19 protein-coding genes are annotated in these 20,922 nt (G+C 75.3%); 8 read left to right on the top strand and 11 right to left on the bottom strand.

Annotated elements, in window-relative coordinates; genetic code table 11:
• Positions 1-16: 16 nt before the first annotated feature.
• Both EKH77_RS18850 and EKH77_RS18855 read right to left on the bottom strand, forming a co-directional pair.
• The gene (locus tag EKH77_RS18850; protein ID WP_126915504.1) at positions 17-274 is read right to left on the bottom strand and encodes a DUF4031 domain-containing protein; all 258 of its coding nucleotides are present in this window, start codon (positions 272-274) and stop codon (positions 17-19) included.
• A 15-nt stretch (positions 275-289) separates the two neighbouring features.
• Entirely contained in the window at positions 290-688 is a 399-nt protein-coding gene (locus EKH77_RS18855) for a hypothetical protein (RefSeq protein WP_206279883.1), read from the bottom strand.
• 63 nt (positions 689-751) lie between these two features.
• Here EKH77_RS18855 and EKH77_RS18860 point away from each other — a divergent pair, with 63 nt between their 5' ends.
• The 3 genes from EKH77_RS18860 to EKH77_RS18870 are packed head-to-tail and all read left to right on the top strand — an operon-like array spanning position 752 to position 4,122.
• Positions 752-1,681, top strand: a complete 930-nt coding sequence (locus tag EKH77_RS18860; protein WP_126915506.1) for a MurR/RpiR family transcriptional regulator — start codon at positions 752-754, stop codon at positions 1,679-1,681.
• A gap of 27 nt (positions 1,682-1,708) precedes the next feature.
• Positions 1,709-2,653 (top strand): N-acetylmuramic acid 6-phosphate etherase, encoded by a 945-nt coding sequence (murQ, locus tag EKH77_RS18865; protein WP_126915507.1) that lies wholly within the window; start codon positions 1,709-1,711, stop codon positions 2,651-2,653.
• A 32-nt stretch (positions 2,654-2,685) separates the two neighbouring features.
• Positions 2,686-4,122, top strand: coding sequence for a PTS transporter subunit EIIC (locus EKH77_RS18870; protein ID WP_126915508.1), 1,437 nt, complete (start codon positions 2,686-2,688; stop codon positions 4,120-4,122).
• Here the strand turns inward: EKH77_RS18870 and EKH77_RS18875 are convergent.
• Positions 4,119-6,581, bottom strand: coding sequence for a helicase C-terminal domain-containing protein (locus EKH77_RS18875; protein ID WP_126915509.1), 2,463 nt, complete (start codon positions 6,579-6,581; stop codon positions 4,119-4,121). The genes EKH77_RS18870 and EKH77_RS18875 overlap by 4 nt on opposite strands.
• Before the next feature lie 141 nt (positions 6,582-6,722).
• Between EKH77_RS18875 and EKH77_RS18880 the strand changes: the two genes are divergently transcribed.
• Positions 6,723-7,700 (top strand): hypothetical protein, encoded by a 978-nt coding sequence (locus EKH77_RS18880; RefSeq protein ID WP_126915510.1) that lies wholly within the window; start codon positions 6,723-6,725, stop codon positions 7,698-7,700.
• A 111-nt stretch (positions 7,701-7,811) separates the two neighbouring features.
• Here the strand turns inward: EKH77_RS18880 and EKH77_RS18885 are convergent, their stop codons facing one another.
• The 3 genes from EKH77_RS18885 to EKH77_RS18895 are packed head-to-tail and all read right to left on the bottom strand — an operon-like array spanning position 7,812 to position 10,701.
• On the bottom strand, positions 7,812-8,621 hold the full coding sequence (locus EKH77_RS18885) for an ABC transporter ATP-binding protein (RefSeq protein ID WP_126915511.1): 810 nt from the start codon (positions 8,619-8,621) through the stop codon (positions 7,812-7,814).
• Positions 8,618-9,673 carry a FecCD family ABC transporter permease gene (locus EKH77_RS18890; protein ID WP_126915512.1) on the bottom strand — a complete coding sequence of 352 codons (1,056 nt, stop codon included), beginning with the start codon at positions 9,671-9,673 and terminating at the stop codon, positions 8,618-8,620. The genes EKH77_RS18885 and EKH77_RS18890 overlap by 4 nt, the downstream gene beginning before the upstream one ends.
• Positions 9,670-10,701, bottom strand: a complete 1,032-nt coding sequence (locus tag EKH77_RS18895) for a FecCD family ABC transporter permease (protein WP_126915513.1) — start codon at positions 10,699-10,701, stop codon at positions 9,670-9,672. The genes EKH77_RS18890 and EKH77_RS18895 overlap by 4 nt, the downstream gene beginning before the upstream one ends.
• A 137-nt stretch (positions 10,702-10,838) precedes the next feature.
• Here EKH77_RS18895 and EKH77_RS18900 point away from each other — a divergent pair, with 137 nt between their 5' ends.
• A complete protein-coding gene (locus EKH77_RS18900) occupies positions 10,839-11,501 on the top strand; it encodes an HAD family hydrolase (protein WP_126915514.1) in 663 nt (220 codons plus the stop codon).
• Positions 11,502-11,547: 46 nt separating this feature from the next.
• Here EKH77_RS18900 and EKH77_RS18905 read toward each other — a convergent pair whose 3' ends face one another.
• Positions 11,548-11,796, bottom strand: a complete 249-nt coding sequence (locus EKH77_RS18905) for a hypothetical protein (RefSeq protein WP_126915515.1) — start codon at positions 11,794-11,796, stop codon at positions 11,548-11,550.
• A gap of 242 nt (positions 11,797-12,038) precedes the next feature.
• Between EKH77_RS18905 and EKH77_RS34360 the strand changes: the two genes are divergently transcribed.
• Positions 12,039-12,422 carry a cold-shock protein gene (locus tag EKH77_RS34360; RefSeq protein ID WP_126915516.1) on the top strand — a complete coding sequence of 128 codons (384 nt, stop codon included), beginning with the start codon at positions 12,039-12,041 and terminating at the stop codon, positions 12,420-12,422.
• Positions 12,423-12,440: 18 nt separating this feature from the next.
• Here EKH77_RS34360 and EKH77_RS18915 read toward each other — a convergent pair whose 3' ends face one another.
• Genes EKH77_RS18915 through EKH77_RS18930 form a run of 4 tightly spaced genes read right to left on the bottom strand, consistent with a single transcriptional unit; the run spans position 12,441 to position 16,018 of the window.
• Entirely contained in the window at positions 12,441-13,301 is an 861-nt protein-coding gene (locus EKH77_RS18915; protein WP_126915517.1) for a 1,4-dihydroxy-6-naphthoate synthase, read from the bottom strand.
• 1 nt (position 13,302) lies between these two features.
• On the bottom strand, positions 13,303-14,091 hold the full coding sequence (locus EKH77_RS18920) for a futalosine hydrolase (RefSeq protein ID WP_126915518.1): 789 nt from the start codon (positions 14,089-14,091) through the stop codon (positions 13,303-13,305).
• 11 nt (positions 14,092-14,102) lie between these two features.
• Positions 14,103-14,618 (bottom strand): DUF2771 domain-containing protein, encoded by a 516-nt coding sequence (locus EKH77_RS18925; RefSeq protein ID WP_126915520.1) that lies wholly within the window; start codon positions 14,616-14,618, stop codon positions 14,103-14,105.
• A gap of 26 nt (positions 14,619-14,644) precedes the next feature.
• Positions 14,645-16,018: an MFS transporter gene (locus tag EKH77_RS18930; RefSeq protein ID WP_126915521.1), complete on the bottom strand. Its 1,374-nt coding sequence runs from the start codon at positions 16,016-16,018 to the stop codon at positions 14,645-14,647.
• 372 nt (positions 16,019-16,390) lie between these two features.
• Between EKH77_RS18930 and EKH77_RS18935 the strand changes: the two genes are divergently transcribed.
• Both EKH77_RS18935 and EKH77_RS18940 read left to right on the top strand, forming a co-directional pair.
• Entirely contained in the window at positions 16,391-17,287 is an 897-nt protein-coding gene (locus tag EKH77_RS18935; protein WP_126915522.1) for a DUF3027 domain-containing protein, read from the top strand.
• Between the two features lie 295 nt (positions 17,288-17,582).
• A complete protein-coding gene (locus EKH77_RS18940; RefSeq protein ID WP_126915523.1) occupies positions 17,583-20,882 on the top strand; it encodes a sacsin N-terminal ATP-binding-like domain-containing protein in 3,300 nt (1,099 codons plus the stop codon).
• The last annotated feature ends 40 nt before the right edge of the window (positions 20,883-20,922 follow it).

A 20,922-nucleotide genomic window follows, 5' to 3' on the forward strand; every position in this document is an offset into this window, starting at 1 on the left:
CCCTGGGGGGTAACCCCTACCGCTTCGGCCGCCGCAGCCCCGAGAGGCGTAGCAGCCGCACCACCTCGCGGCTGCTCACCTCCACCGCGCCCAGCCGCACGGCGTCCCCGTACGTCGTCGACAGCACGTCGTAGTGATCGCCGTCGAACGCCTGGCCGGGCAGGCCCAGGCCGGCGGCGAAGGTGTGGAGTTCGTCGAAGGAGACGTCGCTGACCAGGTGGGACCACATGCGGCCGTGGCCCGGCCAGTTCGGCGGGTCGATGTAGAGGGTCACCGGAAGCCCATCAGGTCAGTGCCCGTGGTCGTGGTCGTGCCCGTGGTCGTGCCCGTGTCCGAGGGCCGTCCCCAGGGAGCCCACGGGCGCGATCAGCACGGCCTGTTTGGCGCAGGCCCAGTGCGGGTCGGGGCCGAGCTCCGGCTCGACCTCCAGGGCGTGGGGGTCGCCCGTGTCCGTGCACACCGGGCACAGGGGCCAGCGGCCGTGCCGTTCCAGCAGGGCGTCCTGGACGTCCTGGGCCACCAGGCCGGGCAGGAACGCCGTGCCCTCCGGCCACTGCTCGACCCACCACCGCCGGTGCGCGACCGCGTCCTCGACCAGCGAGACGACGTCGGCGTCGGCCGCGTCGCCCGCCACCAGATCGGCGAGGACGAGCGCCCGTGCCGTGTGCAGTGCCTGTTCGAGCTCCATGCGATCCATTGTCGGGCGCCCGGAGGGTTGACGGCACACCGGGCCGAAAATACCTTTCACGATGTGAGCAGCAAGGTGAAGGAAACTGCCATCACTTCCCGTCCGGCGCTCCCTACCCCGCCCGCCGCCCTGGCCGCCAAGGTGCGCACCCTCGCGCCGTCCATGACCCGCTCCATGCAGCGCGTCGCCGAGACCGTGGCGGGCGACCCGGCCGGGTCCGCGGCGCTCACCGTCACCGGGCTCGCGGAGCGCACGGGCACCAGCGAGGCCACCGTCGTGCGCACCGCCCGCGTCCTCGGCTACCCCGGCTACCGCGATCTGCGGCTCGCGCTCGCCGCGCTCGCGGCCGAGCAGGCGGCGGGCCGGGCCCCCGCCGTCACCGCCGACATCGCCGTCGACGACCCGCTGGCCCGCGTCGTCGCCAAGCTCGCCCAGGAGGAGGCGCAGTGCCTGGCGGACACCGCCGCCGGGCTCGACGCCGCCGCGCTGGAGGCGGCCGTCGCCGCCCTCGCCGCCGCCCGGCGCGTCGACGTCTACGGGATCGGCGCCTCCAACCTCGTCGGCCAGGACCTCGTCCAGAAGCTGCTGCGCATCGGCCTGATCGCGCACGCGCCCGTCGATCCCCACCTGGCCGTCACCAACGCCGTCCAGCTGCGCGCCGGGGACGTGGCCATCGCCATCACCCACTCCGGGCGCACCACCGACGTCATCGAACCGCTGCGCGTCGCCTTCGAGCGCGGGGCGACCACGGTCGCGATCACCGGGCGGCCCGACGGGGAGATCGCCCAGTACGCCGATCACATCCTCACCACGTCCTCCGCCCGGGAGAGCGAGCTGCGCCCGGCGGCCATGTCGAGCCGCACGAGCCAGCTGCTCGTGGTGGACTGCCTGTTCATCGGGGTCGCGCAGCGGACGTACGAACGCGCGGCGCCCGCCCTGTCCGCCTCCTACGAGGCGCTGGCCCACCGGCACGCCCCGCGCGACCGGCGCTGAGACCGACAGACCGACAAGGAACCGCCCATGGACTCCTCCGCCGACCAGGCCGCGCTCGGGGCGCAGCTGGCCGCCCTCACCACGGAGGCGTTCCGGCCCGACCTCGCCGACATCGACCGGCTGCCCACCCGCGACATCGCCGGGATCATGAACGCGGAGGACGCCACCGTCGCCGCCGCCGTCGCGTCCCGGCTCCCGGAGATCGCCGCGGCCATCGACGCGACCGCCGAACGCATGGCGCGCGGCGGCCGGCTGATCTACGCGGGCGCGGGCACGGCCGGGCGGCTGGGCGTGCTGGACGCGAGCGAGTGCCCGCCGACGTTCAACACCGGCCCCGGGCAGGTCGTCGGCCTGATAGCGGGCGGCCCGAAGGCCCTGGTGGCGGCCGTCGAAGGCGCCGAGGACGACGCCGCGCGGGCCGCCGCCGACCTGGACGCGATGGAGCTCGGGCCCGACGACACGGTCGTCGGCGTCTCCGCCTCGGGCCGCACCCCCTACGCCGTGGGGGCCGTCCGGCACGCCCGCGCGGCCGGTGCGCTCACGGTGGGGCTGGCCTGCAACGCCGGTTCGGCGCTGGGCGCGGCCGCCGAGCACGCCGTCGAGGTCGTCGTGGGGCCCGAACTCCTCACCGGCTCCACCCGGCTGAAGGCGGGCACGGCGCAGAAGCTCGTCCTCAACATGATCTCGACGATCACGATGATGCGGCTCGGCAAGACCTACGGGAACCTCATGGTCGACGTCCGCGCTTCCAACGAGAAGCTGCGCGCCCGTTCCCGGCGGATCGTCTCCCTCGCGACGGGCGCGGCGGACGACGAGATCGAGGCGGCGCTGACCGGTGCCGGCGGCGAGGTGAAGAACGCCATCCTGATCCTCCTCGGCGAGGTCGACGGGCCCACGGCCGCCCGGCTGCTGGCGGAGTCGCACGGCCATCTGCGCGCCGCCCTGCGCGCGGCGGGCGCGGCGCGCGGCTGATCGTCCGTCACGGGCCGTAGCGTCATGCCCTGATGAACCATCAGGACACCGCCGCCGCCCTCCTTCCCCTCCTCGGCGGCGCCGGCAACGTCCGTACCGTCGGCCACTGCATGACCCGGCTGCGCGTGGAGGTCGCGGACCGGTCGGCGGTCCGGGGCGCGGAACTGCGGGCGCTGCCGGGCGTGCTGGGCGTGGTGGAGGACGGGGAGTCGTGGCAGATCGTGCTGGGGCCGGGGACGGTCGCCCGGGTGGCTCCGGAGCTGGAACGGCTGGCGACCGCCGAATCCCCTGCGGAGTCCCTCGCCGAGCGCGGCGCCACGCTGCGGGAACGGCAGCGGGCCCGTAACGCCACGCCCGGCAAGCTCTTCCTCCGCCGCCTCGCCCAGATCTTCGTCCCGCTGATCCCCGCCCTCGTCGGCTGCGGCGTCATCGCCGGCGCCACCGGGCTGCTCGCCAATCTCCACTGGCTGCCCGCGCTCGTCCCGGCGCTGTCCGCGATCGCCTCCGGCTTCATGTCGCTGATCGCGGTGTTCGTCGGGTACCGGACGGCGAAGGAGTTCGGCGGCACGCCCGTGCTGGGCGGGGCGGTCGCGGCCGTCATCGTCTACCCGGGCGTCGCGCACGTCGCCGTCCTCGGCCGGCAACTGGCGCCCGGGCAGGGCGGGGTGCTGGGGGCGCTGGGCGCGGCGCTGCTGGGGACGGTCGTGGAGAAGGCGTGCCGGCGGGTGGTGCCGGAGGCCCTGGACGTGCTGGTGACGCCCTCCCTGACGGTGTTGCTGCCGGGGCTGGTGACGCTGTACGGGCTGATGTTCGTGGCGGGCGAGGTGTCGGCGGCCATCGGCCGCTGCGCGGAGTGGCTGCTGGCCAACGGGGGCGCGGTGGCGGGCTTCGCGCTGGGCGGGCTGTTCCTGCCGCTGGTGATGCTGGGCCTCCATCAGGCGCTCATCCCCATCCACACCACGCTCATCGCCGAGCGGGGCTCCACGGTGCTGCTGCCGCTGCTGGCGATGGCGGGCGCGGGGCAGGTGGGGGCGGCGCTGGCGGTCTACGTCCGGCTCGCGCGTGACGTGTCGGTTCGCAGGGTGATCCGTTCCGCCCTTCCGGCAGCGCTTCTCGGCATCGGGGAGCCGCTGATCTACGGGGTTTCGCTGCCACTGGGGCGGCCGTTCGCCACCGCCTGCGTGGGGGGCGCGTTCGGGGGCGCGTTCGTGGGGCTCTGCCACCAGCTGGGGTACTCGGTGGGGGCGACGGCCATCGGGCCGTCGGGGTGGGCGCTGTTCCCGCTGCTCGCGGGGAACCACGGGCTGGGGAGGGCGGTGGTGGTCTACGGGCTCGGGCTGCTGGTGGGGTACGGGGTGGGGTTCGGCGTGACGTACCTGTTCGGTGTCAGGGGCCCCGGTCCCGCCCTTTCACCGTTTCCCGGGGGCTCCGCCCCCGGACCCCCGCTCCTCAAGCGCCGGAGCGGCTAGGAATCGGCCAGTTCCGCCACTCCCGTGATGCGGTGCAGCGGATACGTCCGGACCTCGTCCGCCGTGTGGTCGTACGCCGTGACGAAGCCGCCCTCCACGCGGATCGGGGCGATGACGCGCTGGCTGGCCGCGCCCTCCGCGTTGACGTAGCCGATCCAGACGGCGGCGCCGGTGAGGACGGCGGCCTGGACCGTGGCGAGGGTGTCGGCGGACGTGGTGCGGGGCAGCCCGCCGTCGGCGGGGGCCGGGGCGGCGACGGGCTTGCGTTCGGCCGTGGCGGCCAGGTCCCCCGCCCGGACGGCGCGGACGGCTGCGCCCAGCAGTGTCGAGTCGGGCACGGGCGGACCGTCGGGGACGGGCGCCGGGGCGGTGCGCGGCGGCGTGCGGTGGGCGTCGGCGCGGCTGACCACCACGTCGCCCTCGGCGGACTCCGCCGCCGGCGCGTACCCCATCGCCCGCAGCCCCTCCAGCAGCGCGTCGGGCGCGACCTGCGCCGCCAGGACGGTACCGGCGAGCCGGCGCAGCCGCAGCGGCGCCGAGCGGCGGTCGGCGAGGATCTCGCCGAGCACGGCCTCGTCGTCGCAGCGCAGGTACGACGACGCCGCGCCGACCCGCAGCCGACCGTGCCGCCGGGCCACGTCGTCCACCAGGTACGCGAGCGGCTGGGGCACGGGCGTCCGCGAGTGCGCGGTGAGGAACGCGTGGAGGTCGGCCGCCGTGCGGCCCGCGTCCAGGGCGCGGCGCACCGAGTCGGGGGTGAAGCGGTAGACGGTCGCGCCGCCCTTGGACTCGACGTCCGCGAGCACCGCCAGGGTCTGCGCGAGCGGGCGCCGCAGCGGGCCGGGGGCGACGGCGGTCAGGTCCGCCTGGAGCAGGACGTGGTCCAGCGGTTCGGGCAGCAGCGGGGCGAGCAGGCCCGGGGCCTTGCCGGGGGTGTCGAGCAGGGCGCGGCCGGGCGCGGAGAGCGCGCCCCGGTTCGTCACGCCCAGCAGCTCCGCCTCGGCCAGCGCCCAGCGGGCCAGCCGGGAGCGGGTGTCCTCGGGCGCGTCCGGGGCCGCCGGGCGCGGCGGCCGCTCCCAGCGCAGCCGGGCCAGCAGCGTCTCCTCGGCCACGGACGCCCCGGCGGGCAGCTCGGCGAGGAGGGTCAGCACCCGGCGGCGGACCTCGGGGGCGGGGGAGCGGTCGAGGTCCGGGCCGAGGGCGGAGAGCGTCCGGCCCTTGGCGTCCTTCTCGCCCGTGAGACCGGGCGTGCGGGTCATGGCCAGCCACGCCGTCACCAGGCGCTGCCAGCGGAGCTCGGCGGGCAGCGGCAGCCAGTCGTCGTAGGCGGGGGTGGGGGCGTAGCGCTCGTCGACGTCGCCGTCGGAGGCGAGCAGGCCCGCCGCGTACGCCAGCTCGGCCCAGAACGCGGCGGCCGTCTCGGTGGTGTCCAGACGGGTCGCGGCGCGCTTGAGGTCCCGGACGCTCAGGCCGCCCGCGCGCAGCACGAGCGGGCCGGCGGTCTCCCAGTCGGCGAGGAGCTCCTCGACGGTCGTGAGCGCGGTGAACGCCTGGCCGGCGGCGGCCGCGTCGACGACCTGGGGGGAGTGCTCGGTGACGGGCGCGAGGCCGGGCGCGACCGGCTCGGTGGTGCGGTGCGCGCGCCCGGCGCGCAGGTGGAGGGCCGCCTCGCGGGGCAGGACGACGCTGCCGGGCGTGACGGTCAGCAGCAGGCCCCGGTCGAGGAGCCAGCGCAGGTGCGGGGCGGGCGTGGCGGTGACCGTGCCGTAGGGCGGGCCCCACTGGAGCTTGCCGAGCACGGCCAGGGACTCGGCGGGCGCGCCGGAGAGCAGCGCGGCCATGCGCTCGCGGTCCTCGAAGAGGGCGGTCAGCGCTGCCACGGCGGTCACCGGGTCGTGGGTGGCGGGCAGCCCGGCCGCGGCGATGATCTCCTGCAGCCGGCCCGGTGACATCCCGGCCGTCACCTCGGCGACGGCGGGGCCCAGCCCGGTGGGGGAGGACGTGCCCCCGCGGGAAGGAAGCGTGGAGGGCGCGAGGAGCTCGCGGGCGGTGCGGACGAGCCGCAGCCGGTCCTCGCCGCCCCACACCAGGGCCGTCTCGCGCAGCGTGGCGACGGCGCGCGGGAGCTCGGCGGCGACCCTCGGGTCATCCGGTCGGTCGCCGTTCATGAGTGCGGCGAGCGTCCCGTACGGGCAGGGGTCGGGGGCCACGGCCAGCGCCTCGGCGACCTGGAGCGCGAACCGGTCCAGCCGGTCCAGCGCCCGGACGACGGAGGCCCGGGTGGCGGCGCGGGTGGCGAGCTGGGTGAGGTCGCCGGGCACGGGACTGAGCAGGTCGGGCCGTGCGCGCAGGAGATCGGCGAGGGCGTCGTCGGGCCGCCCCCGCAGCTCCTCGGCGAGTGTGCGCGGCGCCGCCGCCGTACCGCCGCCGGTGCTGCCGTTCTCCCGCGAAGTGGTCATTCTGTTTACGGTACCGGGTCGCCGTGCCGCGGCCCCGGGTTCACCGGCTTGGCCGGGCCTTCGTCCGTGACCGGGTGACGGTGGGTGCGGAACCGGTACCTTCGGTGGGGTTCGACGGCTCGTGCGGCCTTGGGGGCTTCGGTGGGGATCGAGAGCGATCAGCTGGTTTACGACTATCTGAGCAAGGTCGGGGATCTCGCCCAGAGACAGTCGCTCACCTCCGGCGACCGGATGCGGCTGGTGTCGCGGCTGCGTGCCGAGATCGAACGCCGGCGCGCGGCCGAGGCCGCCGACACCCCCGCCGCCGTGCGGCGCATCCTCGACGGGCTGGGTACGCCGTCGGAGGCGGTGGCGGCCTCGGGCACGGCGGACGGCGGCGGGGGTGTCGGGCGGGTGCCGGCGCAGCGGCGGCCGGGGGCGGAGGAGGCGGTGCCGTCCGTGCCCGTCGCGCCCCGTCCGCACCGCCCGCCCCGGCTCGGCGGGCCCGCGGCGCCGCCGCACCTGGCGACGGAGGAGGAGCTCGGACGGGCCGACTGGTGGCGCGTGGAGCCGGGGCCTTTCGCACAGGCGGATGCGGGGGGCGGGAGCGCGGGGGACGCCGTGCACGGGTTCACCGGGGGGATCGAGATCCCGGACATGCTGAAGCCGCCGCCTGTGAAGGGTCCCGAGGTCGTCGAGGACGCGCCGGCCTCGTCGGCGGCGGAGGAGGCCGACGAAGCCGTCGAGTCCGCCGAGTCCCTTGAGGGCGACCGCCGCTTCAGCTTCTGGCGTTCCAAGGACGGCGTCCCCATGAGCCCGCTCCTCCTGCTCGTGGCCGTGCTGCTCGTCGCTGGGGCGATCCTCGGCAACTGGCTGGTCCTGGCGGCGGGCTGGGCCCTGGCCTACGCGACGCGCCGCCTCACGCGGACGGAGTCGAAGTGGGCCGTGATGGGCGTGCCGGGCCTGGCGGTGGCCGGTGCGGTGGTCTGGCTCTGGGGCCGCACGGAGGGTCGCTGGGGCGACCCGATACCGCAGGGTGCGATGGCGTCGGCCCTGGCGGAGACGTGGCCGGTGGTGGTGAAGGTCGCGGCGGTGGCGTCGGCGGTCTTCGTCCTGTGGCGGGCGCGGCGGCCGGGCTGACGCGCGGTGTCCTCAATCGCCGGACGGGCTGAAATCAGCCCGTCCGGCGATTGAGGACCGGGGTCTGGGGCGGAGCCCCAGGAAACGGGAAGGGGCGGGACTGGGGCATCGTCACCCCTCCCACGGCCTCCCCGGTACGACCATCGGGCCGCCCGTCACGGGATCGGGCACCACGACCGCCTCCAGGCCGAAGACCTCCCGCACCAGCTCCGCCCTCACCACGTCCGACGGCCGCCCCTCCGCCACCACCCGCCCCGCCTTCATCGCGACCAGATGATCCGCGTACCGCGCCGCCTGGTTCAGGTCGTGGAGCACGGCGACGACCGTCCGCCCCCGCTCGTGGTTGAGGCGCCGGACGAGGTCCAGGACCTCCACCTGGTGGGAGATGTCCAGGTACGTCGTCGGCTCGTCGAGCAGCAGCAGGTCCGTCTCCTGCGCCAGTGCCATCGCGATCCACACCCGCTGGCGCTGCCCGCCGGAGAGTTCGTCCACCTGACGGTCCGCGAGCGCCGCGACGTCCGTGCGGGCCATGGCGTCCGCGACGGCCCGCTCGTCGTCCTCCGACCACTGCTGCCACCACCGCTGGTGCGGCTGCCGGCCGCGCGCGACGAGGTCGGCGACGGTGATGGCCTCGGGCGCCACGGGCGTCTGCGGCAGCAGCCCCAGCGACTGGGCGACCCGCCGGGTCGGGATGCGGGCGAGCTCTTCGCCGTCGAGCAGCACCGAGCCCCGCGCGGGCTTCAGCAGCCGCCCCAGCGCGCGCAGCAGTGTCGACTTGCCGCATGCGTTCGGGCCGACGATCACCGTGACCCGGCCGTCCGGGACGTCCAGGTCCAGGCCCTCGACGACCGTGCGCTCCTCGTACGCGAGCGTCAGCTCCCGGGCACCGAGCCGGCTCGTGGCATTGGCGGTGACAGTCACGCTTTCCCTCCCGTACGCCCGCGGGCGATCAGCCAGATCAGGTACGGCGCCCCCACGGCCGCCGTGAGGACGCCCACCGGCAGCTGGGTGGGCTCCAGGAGCTTGCGCCCCAGCAGATCCGCCGTCACCACGATGAACGCGCCCAGCAGCGCCGAGCCCAGCAGCGGGATCTGCGCCGTGCGGGTCATGCGGCGGGCGATCTGCGGGGCGAGCAGCGCCACGAAGTCCACCGGGCCCGCCGCGCCCGTGGCGACGGAGGCGAGGACGACGCCGAGGCCCGCCAGCCCCAGCCGGGTCCGGTTCAGCCGGACGCCCAGCGCGGTCGCGGTGGCGTCGTCCAGCGACACCGTGCGCTGCGCCCGCGCGGCCCAGCAGATAGCGGGCAGGGCGGCCAGCAGGGTCCAGGCGAGCGGTGCCGCCTCGTCCCAGCCGCGGGCGCCCAGGGAGCCCGTCAGCCACACCTTGGCCTGCTGGGCGACGAGGTAGTCGCCCTTGGTCAGGAACAGGTGGGTGACCGAGCGCAGGGCGACGGCGAAGCCGATGCCGATGAGCACGAAGCGCGCGGCCTGCAGCCCGCCCCGCCACGCGAAGGCGTAGACGAGGCCCGCCGCGAGCAGCCCGCCCGCCACCGACAGATAGGGCAGGGTGGAGTACGAGGTGATCCCGAAGGTCATCGCCCCGACCGTCAGCGCCCCCGCGCCCTGGCTGACCCCGATGACGTCGGGGCTGGCCAGCGGGTTGCGGGCGACGGTCTGGATGAGCGCCCCGGCCACGCCGAAGGCCGCGCCGGCCAGCAGGCCCACGGTCATCCGGGGGAGCCGGGCGGTGCCCACGGCGAACTCGGCGGGGGACGGCTGTCCGAGGAGCACCTTCAGGACCTCCCCCGGGGAGGTGTCCGGCATGCCCAGGCACAGGTACGCCAGGCACGCCCCGGCCAGCAGCACGGTCAGCGCCAGGGCGACGGCCGTGGCCCGCCGGTGGACGAGGAACGAGCCGCGCCCGGCCCGGACCAGCGCGTACCCGTGGGGACGGACGGGGGATATCGCGCTCACGCCGCCACCGCCTTGCGGCGGACCAGCGTCACCAGGAACGGCAGGCCGAGCAGCGCGGTCATCACGCCGGACGGCACCTCGCCCTCCGTGTAGATCACCCGGCCGAGCACGTCGGCGGTCAGCAGGATCACGGGGCCGAGCAGCGCGGCCATGGGCAGCACCCAGCGGTGTCCGGTGCCCACGAGCGCGCGGGCGATGTGCGGGACGGCCAGGCCCAGGAAGGCGATCGGCCCGGCGGCCGCGACGCCCGCGCCGGTGAGCACGGTGGCGCCGAGCCCGGCGGTGATCCGGACGAGCCCCACGTTGCGGCCCAGGCCCTTCGCCATGTCCTCGCCCAGCGCCAGCGCGTCCAGGCCCCGGGCGGACGCCAGCACGGCCGCCGCGCCCGCGAGCAGGAACGGCCAGAGCTGCGCGGCGACGGCCGCGTCGCGCCCGGCGATCGAGCCGACCTGCCAGAAGCGGAACTCGTCCAGCGCGGACGCCTCCGTGGTCAGGACGCCGGAGATGACGGAGACCAGCAGCGCGTTGATCGCGGCCCCGGCCAGCGCCAGCTTCACCGGCGAGGCCCCGCCGCGCCCGCGTGTGGCGACGGCGTAGACGCCCACGGCGGCGACGGCGGCGCCCGTGAAGCCGAACCAGACGTAGTCGCTCAGCCGGTGCAGCCCCGCCGCCGTCATGGCCACGACGACGCCCAGCGAGGCGCCCTGGCTGATGCCGAGGACGCCCGGGTCGGCGATGGGATTGCGGGTGACGCCCTGGAGCGCGGTGCCGGCCAGGGCGAGGGCCGCGCCGACCATCACCCCGATCAGGGTGCGCGGCACGCGGAAGCTGCGCACGGTCACGGAGTCGGGGTCCGTGCCGCCGTGCAGCAGCGCGTCGAGGACGTGGGAGGGGGCCACCGGGCGGCTGCCGACGGCGAGGCTGAGCAGGGCCGCGACGACCAGGGCGGCGACCGCTGCCGCCATCCAGCCGACGCGGCGGCGGACCGACGACGGTCCGGGGCTGCTGATCGGGACGGCGGCTGACATCGCTTCCAAAACGCCGGCCTCAAAAGGGCCGACAGGTCGACAAACCGGCATTGCGGCCATGACGGCCCCAATGCCGCGAACGGCTGCGGTTAGGCGAGGCTAAGTGTACGGGTGGGATGCGCGGCACAATATGGGGCATGACCCCGTATCCGAGCACGGCCCCGCGCACGGACCACCGGTACGCCTTCACGGTCGGCTTCGACCTCGACCTGACCCTGGTCGACTCGCGACCCGGCATCAGGGCCGCCTACGCGGCGCTCGCCGCCGCCACGGGCACCCACATCGACCTCGACCTCGTCATCAGCAGACTGGGCCCGCCGCTCGTCGAGGAACTGCGCAACTGGTTCCCGGAGGAGGAGGTCGCCGAGGCCAACGCCCTCTACCTGGCCGGCTACCCCGAGCACGGCATAGCCCCCTCGCCCGCGATGCCGGGCGCCCGCGAATCCCTGGCCGCCATCCGGGAGCTGGGCGGACGGGCCATCGTCGTCACCGCCAAGAACCCCCGGAACGCCCGGCTCCATCTGGACCACCTGGGCATCGACGCCGAGGAACTCATCGGCGACCTGTGGGCCGAGGACAAGGCCCTCGCGCTGCGCGCCCACGGCGCGTCCGTCTACGTCGGCGACCACATCGGGGACGTCCTCGGCGCGCGGAAGGCCGGCGCGCTCGCCGTGGCGGTGCCCACGGGGCCGTACGGCGTGGCCGAACTGAGCGCGGCCGGGGCGGACGTCGTCCTGCCCGGCGGTCTGACCGACTTCCCGGCCTGGCTGCGCGGACACCGCGCCGGCCCGACGGACTAGCCCTACGGGCCGGCTCTAGACGGACTGGCTCGCGGAATCCGTCGCTCTAGCTCGCGGGATCCATCGCCCCGCGCGCCTCGCGGCGCTGCTCGGCGATGGAGCGCAGCACCCCGGCCCCGGAGATCACGAATCCCACGCCCATCAGCATGCAGACGAAGTACGCCGCGGGCGGCAGGGGATCGGCACCGAGGAACAGCGGGGCGACCGTGGCCAAAGTGGCCACCGCGCCGACGAGAAAGACGACGGCGCCGGTCCGTACCAGCAGATCCCCGGCTCGGGGCGTTTCGCTACTCACCTGACCAGGGTAGATCCCAGGGCGGCGGTATGGCGGCCGGATGACGGCGAACAGATCGGACGCGCACAGGTACGACCCGAGGACGTCTTGTCACCGGGCCCGGGACCATTAGCCTTGGGGGTAGCGGGTCTTGCGGCCCGCTGTAGTGCTATCCAGAGCTGTTTCAGAGCTGTTTTTTCTCTTGATTACAGCGATTTTTCGTTTTTTTCGGTATCCGACGAGACACGAGGACGAGGACAGACGTGCCTACCGGCAAGGTCAAGTGGTTCAACAGCGAGAAGGGCTTCGGCTTTCTCTCCCGCGACGACGGCGGAGACGTCTTCGTGCACTCCTCGGTGCTCCCGGACGGGGTCGACGCCCTCAAGCCCGGCCAGCGCGTGGAGTTCGGCGTGGTGGCCGGCCAGCGCGGTGACCAGGCGCTGTCGGTGACCCTGCTCGAAGCCCCCCCGTCGGTCGCCGCCGCGCAGCGCCGCAAGCCCGATGAGCTGGCCTCCATCGTCCAGGACCTCACCACGCTCCTGGAGAACGTCACCCAGCAGCTCGAGCGCGGCCGCTACCCCGACAAGTCCAGCGGCTCCAAGATCGCGGGCATGCTCCGCGCCGTGGCCGACCAGCTGGACGTGTAGGGCCGTAGGGCTACAGGGCTACACGAATTCGAGCGCGTCCGGGCCGAGGGGCGGTACGAGTCCCTCGGCCGCGGCGCGGGTCAGCAGCCCGCGCACGGCGGCGTAGCCCTCCTCGCCCAGGCCCGCGGTGAACTCGTTGACGTACAGCCCGATGTGCTGGTCCGCCACCGCCTGGTCCATCTCCTGGGCGTGCGCCAGGACGTACGGGCGGGAGGCCGCCGGGTCGTCCCAGGCCATCCGCACCGACGCGCGGGCCGTCTCGGCCAGCTCCCGCAGCCGCTCCGCGCCCAGCGAGCGCTTGGCGATGATGGCGCCCAGCGGAATGGGCAGGCCCGTGGTGCTCTCCCAGTGCTCGCCCATGTCGGCGAGCTTGCGCAGCCCGTAGTTCCGGTACGTGAAGCGGGCCTCGTGGATGACCAGTCCGGCGTCCACCTTGCCGTCCCGCACGGCCGGCATGATCTCGTGGAAGGGCAGCACCACGACCTCGCCGACCCCGCCGGGGACCTCGGCGGCCGCCCACAGCCGGAACAGCAGGTACGCGGTCGAGCGCTCGCTCGGCACCGCCACCGTCTTCCCCGCCAGATCCGCCGGTTCCGCCGGGCCGTCCGCCTCGCGGGTCAGCACCAGCGGGCCGCAGCCGCGCCCCAGCGCCCCGCCGCAGGGCAGCAGCGCGTACTCGTCGAGCACCCACGGCAGCACCGCGTAGGACACCTTCAGCACGTCGAATTCACCGCGCTCGGCCATGCCGTTGGTGATGTCGATGTCGGCGAAGGTGACGTCGAGGACGGGCGCGCCGGGGATCCGGCCGTGGGCCCAGGCGTCGAAGACGAAGGTGTCGTTGGGACACGGCGAATAAGCGGTCTTGAGCGGCGCGCTCATGTCAGCCCCCCTGAACAGGCAGCGATTCGGCCAATGTGGCAGGCGAAGAACCGGAAGAAGAACCCAATACCGGAAGGGCGGGAAAAGCCGCAAAAACCGGAAAAAGCCCACCAAAAGCGCCGGTGAGGGCCCGCAGCGCCTCCCCGATGCGCCAGGCAGCCTTGTCGCGCGGCCCGACCTCGTTGGACACCGCACGCAGCTCCAGCACGGGCACCCCGTGGGCCGCCGCGGCCTCGGCGACGCCGAAGCCCTCCATGCCCTCGGCCACCGCGCCCGGGTGACGGACGGCCAGCTCCCCGGCCCGCTCGGCGGTGCCGGTGGCGGTGGAGACGGTCAGCACCGCGCCGCGCACCGCGCCGGTCGCCCCGGCCACGGCCCGGACGAGCTCCTCCGGGGCCCGGTGGGTGTGCGAGCCGAAGCCCAGCTCGGTGACCGACAGGAAACCGCCGTCGCCGGACTGGGCGCCCAGGTCGGCGGCGACCAGCGCGTCGGACACCACCAGGGCGCCGACGGGCGCGGCGGGCGCGAAGCCGCCCGCGATGCCCGCCGAGACCACCAGGTCGTAGGGGTCGCCCGCGAGCGCGGCGGCGGTCAGCGCCGTCGCCGCCCCGGCCGCCGCGGCGGCCGGGCCGACACCGGCGGCCAGCACGTCGCACACCACCGCGCCGCCGTCCGGCACCACCCGGTGCAGCACGGCGCCGCCGGGCAGCGGGAACTCCCGCCGCTCCGGCGCCGCGGCGGTCACGGCGTCACGTTCCGCCGGGACGGCGGTGACGACGAGAACTCGCATCGGTCGCGGGGTCAGGACTCGCGCTCGACGGTGAAGTTCCAGACGCCCAGGGCCTTGCCCGTGCTCACCTCGACGATGCTGACCTGCGTCTTGGCGGCCGCACCGCCCTGGCCGCCGGCGAAGAAGGCGCTGGCCGGGATCGTCCGGTACGTCTTCTTGTTCGGCTCCTGCTCGGCGGGCTGGCCGTTGATGAAGATGGTCCAGCCCTCGTCGGCGATCTTCGGGTCGACGCCGAAGCGGAGCTTGTCCTCCATGGACGCCTTGACGGTCTCGCCGCCGCTCTCCTTGAGGCAGGAGGCGACCTTCTCGTTGCCGAGGGAGTTGCCGTCGTCGTAGCAGGCGGCCTCGGAGGTCACCGTGGTCGAACCGACGGTCACGGTCGCCAGCGGCGTGGGCTTGTCGCAGGCGGTGAGGGCGACGAGCCCGAGGGCCACGGCCCCGACGGCGGCAGCGGCGCGGCGGCGCTTGCCGCGGCCGAGCTCCCCGGAGGCGCGACCCGACACCGCGAGGTCATCAGTAACGGTCATGCGGGCAGGCTATCGGGCCCCTCGCATCAGGCCACGCGCGGGTGCGGCGAGCCGCGCCGGGCGGCCGCCAGCAGCCCCCGTACGGCAGTGGCCGCCCCCAGCGCCAGGAACGCCGCCGCCACGGACATCCCCACCACCCCGTTGAGCGGCAGCAGGATCCCGATGGCCCCGCCCACCACCCAGCACATCTGCAACAAGGTCTCCGAACGGGCGAACGCGGAGGTGCGCACCTCCTCCGGCACATCCCGCTGAATGAGGGAATCCAGCGACTGTTTCCCCAGCGCCTGCGAGATCCCCGCCACCGCCGCCACCACGACCACCATGAACGCCCCGAACAGCACCGCCGCCACGATCGTCGTCCCCAGCGTCACCGACAGCACCAGCGCGATCATCTTCTCCGGCCCGCGCGAGCGCAGCAGCGCCGCCATGGCCGTCCCCAGCGCGTTCCCCGCGCCGGCCGCCACGGCCACGAACCCGAGCGAGAACGCGGGACTCAACCCGCCCAGCGGATGCACTCGCAAAAGGAAGGCCAGGAAAAAGGTCAGGAACCCCGACAGCATCCGCAGCGCGCCGTTGGCCTGCAGCCCGTGCAGCACCGAAGCCCCCACGGTCCGCAGCCCGGGAGCCTTGGACCGCCCCCACCACCTGCCCCGCCGCCGGGACTCGGGAGCGGCCAGCCGCGCCCGGGCCTCCCCCTTCGCGGAGTCCACCTTGTGCGGCAACGACAAGGACAGATACGTCCCGAACGCGAACACCACGAACGCCCCGTACAGCGGCCACTGCGGCCCCAGCTGATGCAGCGCCGCGCCCAGCGGGGCCGCCAGGCCCGTGGCCAGCAGGCCGCCCAGCGTCACCCGGGAATTCGCCTTCACCAGCGCGATCCGCGGTGGCAGCAGCCTCGGCACCACGGCCGAGCGCACCACTCCGTACGCCTTCGACGCCACCAGCACGCCCAGCGCCGCCGGATACAGCTCCAGCCCGCCGCTCGCCACCGCGCCCGACATCATCAGCGCCAGCAGGGCACGGGCCAGCATCGCGGAGGCCATCGCCGCCCGCCGGCCGTGCGGCACCCGGTCCAGCAGCGGCCCGATCACCGGCGCGAGGAAGACGAAGGGCGCCATCGTCACCGCGAGGTAGAGCGCCACCCGCCCACGCGCCTGATCAGTGGGAACCGAAAAGAAAACGGTCGACGCCAAGGCGATCGTGATCAACACGTCACCCGCTGAATTCACCGCGTGGAGCTCGATCAGCTTGCCCAGGCCCGACTCGCCCGCGCCGTGCGCGTGCGTCGCCCGGCGCACGCCTCGCGCCGCGCCCCGGAAGGGAGCGCGCAGCACCCGGCCGGCGCTCCGGGCCGTACGGCGCAGCGGACCGCCCTCGGCTGACCGGATGGCTCCCACCACGCCATACTGCCCCAACTGACACCATGCATGGCACTTTCGCGGTACCGACGGGGCGCGCGGCCCACGACGACCCACGACGACCCACCACGACGCGCCGGGCCCGTCCGCCACGACGCGCGGGGCTCGCCGAAGCCCGGGTATCCCCCGGGTGGCCGCGCGGGGTAGCGTGCGTAGCGCGCCACCGGCCGCAGCTCCTGGCCGCACCCCGAGTCCAGATCCCGCAGAATGGGTGATGACAGGTGCGCCCCAGGCCGTCGGGCGCGGACGTCGACGCGGCCCAGCGGTCCGCTCCGTTCGCACGCCCGATCGTTCGGCTGGCGCACTCGTGAGACGGCGTGGAAGAGAGAATCGATTCTTGTGAGTGCTGCGATGCGAAGCCGTACCCCGGACCGCCTGTGCGCCGAGGCGGTCGAACTCGCCCGGGCGGCCGCCGAGGAAGCGGCCCGGCCGGGCAAGGTCGGCGACCACGTAGAGGTCGTCGCCGACGGGGACCGCGTCGTCACGCACTACTTCCTCTGCGAGGACCCCGGCTACCGGGGCTGGCGCTGGGCCGTCACCGTCGCCCGCGCCTCCCGCGCCAAGGCCGTCACCCTCGACGAGACCGTCCTCCTGCCCGGTTCCGACGCCCTCCTCGCCCCCGAATGGGTGCCCTGGAGCGAGCGGCTGCGCCCCGGCGACATGGGCCCCGGCGACCTCCTCCCCACCGACGCCGAGGACCTGCGCCTCGAGCAGGGCTACTCCGGCGAGGAGGAGCCGCCGCCGAGCTCCGCCGTCTCCGAGGAGATGGCCGAGCTCGTCGAGGCCGAGGACGCGGACGTCACGGCCGGCCCCCCGCGCGAGCTGCCCACCGCGCCCCGGCGCGGCTCCATCGCGGCCCTCGCCGAGGAACTCGGCATGCGCCGCGCCCGGGTCCTCTCCCGCTACGGCCTCCACACCGCTGCCGACCGCTGGGACGAGTCCCACGGCTCCAAGACGCCCATGGCCCAGGCGGCCCCCGCGTCCTGCGTCAGCTGCGGCTTCCTCGTCCCCATCGGCGGCTCGCTGGGCCAGGCGTTCGGCGTCTGCGCGAACGAGTTCGGACCGGCGGACGGCCACGTCGTCTCCCTCTCCTACGGGTGCGGCGGGCACTCCGAGGCGGCCGTCATGCCGCGGCCGCCGCGGCCGGCTCCGCCGGTGATCGACGAGACGCGCGTCGACGTCCTCCCGCTCCGGGAGGACGACGAGGCGGCCGCGCCGGACACCGAAGAGGACCTCGGCCACTCCTGAGGCGCTTCGGCTGCCCGCCGTGGGGGTGCCCGCGCCTGGCGGCGCGGGATTTCGCCCACCCACCCGCCCGATTGCCCGGCAACGGGACCCGCGAGGTAGTAGCGGAAGGGGGCGGGGTGGGGCGGACGGGCCCTGGTAGGGGCGTAAGGAGCTCTTCGCCGCTGGAGCAAAATACGGGGCACCCCGTACCAAAGTGGCAGGCACCGCGAAGAGCTCAGCCCCGTAAGGGCCCGTCCGCCCCACCCCGCCCCCGACCCACCCACCCACGCACCACCCGCACAGGGAGAACGCAGACGTGAGCTTGGACCCCTTCGGCACCGCCCGCCTGCGCCGCGGCGTACTGGACTCCTGGGTCACCTCCCCCGCCCGCTTCCGCGAGGACGCCAACGCCGAGGAGGACCTCGCCCTCGGCGGCTACCGCGACCGCCTCGTCGTCGAGCTCGCCCAGAACGCCGCCGACGCCGCCGCCCGCGCCGGTGTCCCCGGCCGCCTCCACCTCACCCTGCACGCGGCGAACGCCGGCACCCCCGCCACCCTCGCCGCCGCCAACACCGGCGCCCCCCTCGACGCCACCGGCGTCGAGTCCCTCTCCACCCTCCGCGCCTCCGCCAAGCGCGACGAGGGCACCCGCGCCGCCGGCCGCTTCGGCGTCGGCTTCGCCGCCGTCCTCGCCGTCACCGACGAGCCCGCCCTCGTCGGCCGCACCGGCGGCGTCCGCTGGTCCCTGGCCGAGGCCCGCGCCCTGGCCGCCGAGGCGGCAGGCGGCAGCCCCGGCCTCGGCGGCGAGCTCCGCCGCCGCGAGGGCCACGTACCGCTCCTGCGCCTGCCGTTCCCCGCCGAGGGCGCGGTGCTCAACGGCTACGACACCGTGGTCGTCCTCCCGCTCCGCGACGGCGCCGCCGAGGACCTGACCCGCCGTCTCCTCGCCGCCGTGGACGACGCGCTGCTGCTCACCCTCCCCGGCCTCACCGAGGTCGTCATCGAGACCCCGGACGCACCGCGCCGCGTCCTGACGCGCCACCAGAAGGACGACCAGGTCGTCATCGAGGACACGACGGGGGAACCCGGCGCCCCGGGCGCCGCCGGGACAACCCGCACCAGGACGACCCGCTGGCGCGTCAAGACGGCCACCGGCCCCCTCACCCCCGACCTCCTGGCGAACCGCCCCGTGGAGGAGCGCCTGCGCCCCCACTGGTCGGTCACCTGGGCCGTCCCCGTCGCCCCCGACGGCAGCCCGGAGCGCCCGCGTACCGCCCCCGTCGTGCACGCCCCCACTCCCACCGACGAGCCCCTGGGCCTGCCCGCCCTGCTCATCGCGAGCTTCCCCCTGGAGCCGACGCGCCGCCACACGGCCCCCGGCGTCCTGTCGGACTTCCTCACCGACCGCGCGGCCGAGACGTACACGGCCCTGCTGCGTGAATGGCGTCCGGTAGGCACGGGCACCCTCGACCTCGTCCCGCCCCCGCTGGCGACGGGCGCCCTGGACGCGGAGCTGCGCCGCCGCGTCCTGGCGGCGCTCCCGGACGTCCCGTTCCTGCCGAGCGCGGCGACGACGCTCCAGACCGAACCCACAACCACCGTGGGCACGGGCATCGAAGGCATCCCGTGGACGGAATCCCCGGACGCGTCAACACAGCACCCGGCAGCCCCGGCGCCGACCGTTGACGCACCCACGCCGGCCTGGGAGGACGACCCCTTCCACCGAAGCGACGCCGCAGGCGAACCGCTGCGCCCCCGCGACGCCGAACTGGTCGAGGGCGCGGGCACCGCGACCGTGGCCGTGCTCGGCGAGCTGTTCCCGAGCCTGCTCCCCGCCGGCCTGGAGCGCCGCCCGGAGCTGCGCGCGCTCGACGTGCCGCGCGTGCCGCTCGGCGAGGTCATCGACCGGCTCGCCGGGGCGGAGCGCCCGGCGGACTGGTGGTGGCGGCTCTACGACAGCCTCGCGGGCGTGGACCCGGACCGGCTGACCGGCCTGCCCGTGCCGCTGGCGGACGGCCGTACGGCGATCGGCCCGCGCCAGGTCCTGCTGCCGCTGCCGCCCGCCGACGCGACCGGCCCGGACGCGGAGCACCTGGCCCGCCTCGGGCTGAAGGTCGCCCACCCGGACGCGGCCCACCCGCTGCTGGAGAAGCTGGGCGCGACCCCGTCCTCGCCGCGCGCGATCCTGACGACGCCGCAGGTGAGGGCGGCGGTGGCGGCGTCCCTGGACACCGACGAGGTATGGGACGACGAGGAGACGCTCGACAGCGAGACCCTCGCCGAACTCGTCCTCACCCTGGTCCGCGACGCGGACCTCGCCCCCGGCGACGAGCCGTGGCTGGCGGCGCTCGCCCTGCCCGACGAGGACGGCGAGCTCGCGCCCGCCGGCGAACTCGTCCTCCCCGGCAGCCCGTTCGAACAGGTCATCCGCCCGGGAGAGCTGGCCGCGTGCGACGCGGAGCTGGCCGAGCGCTGGGGCGAGCAGCCACTGACGGCGGTCGGCGTGCTGGCCGACTTCGCGCTCGTGCGCGCGGCCGACGTCGTCCTCGACCCCGACGAACTCGAGCCGCGCGACGGCGACTTCGCGGAGCCCGACGACGCGGGGCTGCTCGACGCGGTGGACGTGTGGTGCGAGGACGTCCTCGACCGGCTCCCCGACACGCCGGTGCCGCCCGTGGCCACGGAGATCGTGGCGGTCCGGGACCTGGACCTGGTGGACGACGACGCCTGGCCGCAGGCCCTCGCCCTCCTCGCCCAGCCGCCGCTCCGGGACGCGCTGACGACCCCGCTGCGCGTTCTGCTGCCGGACGGCACGACGGAGTCCGTGCGCCCGTACACGGCGTGGTGGCTGCGCGGCCACCCCGTCCTGGACGGCCGCCGCCCGGCCGGCCTGCGGGTGGCGGGCGGCGACCCGCTGCTGGAGGGCCTCTACGAGGCGGCGGACGCGGGCGGCCTGGCGGACGAGCAGGTGCTGCGGGCGCTGGGCGTCCGCACGTCCGCGGCGGCGCTGCTGGACGAGCCGGGCGGCGCGGCGGAACTGCTGTCCCGCCTGGCGGACCCGTCCCGCGAGGTCCGACCGGACCGGCTCCACGGGCTCTACGGCCTACTGGCAGGCCTCGACCCGGAGGACGTCACCCTCCCGGACGACCTGCGGGCGGTCGTCGACGGCGAGGTACGCGTCGTGGACGCGGCGGACGCGGTCGTAGCGGACGCGCCGGACCTGCTGCCGCTGGCGACGGGCGTCGCGCTGCTGCCGGTCGCCCCGGAGCGGGCCGCCGCGCTGGCGGAGCTTTTGCAGGTGCGACGACTGAGCGAGGTCGTCGCGGCTGAGGCCCCGGAAGAGGAGGCCGAGGTACGAGAGGTCCCGCAGGAGCTACGGACCCTGCTACCGGGCGCCCCGACGACGTACGTGGAGCACGAGGAGCTCGTGATCGACGGCGTGGAGCTGGACTGGCGCCTGGGCCCGGACGGCGTCCTGCACGCGGCGACGCTGGAGGGCGTGGCGGCGGGCCTGGCGTGGGCGGCAGGCGCGTGGGCGCGCCGCTTCGAGGCGGCGGCGCTGCTGGAGGACCCGTCGCGGACGGAAGAACTGGAACGGGCCCGCTGGTTCGACTGAAACCGAGCTGCCCGAAAGGGCTGACGAACCATCGGCTGAT

The sequence above is a fragment of the Streptomyces luteoverticillatus genome (assembly GCF_003970715.1).
GTDB classification, from domain to species: domain Bacteria; phylum Actinomycetota; class Actinomycetes; order Streptomycetales; family Streptomycetaceae; genus Streptomyces; species Streptomyces abikoensis.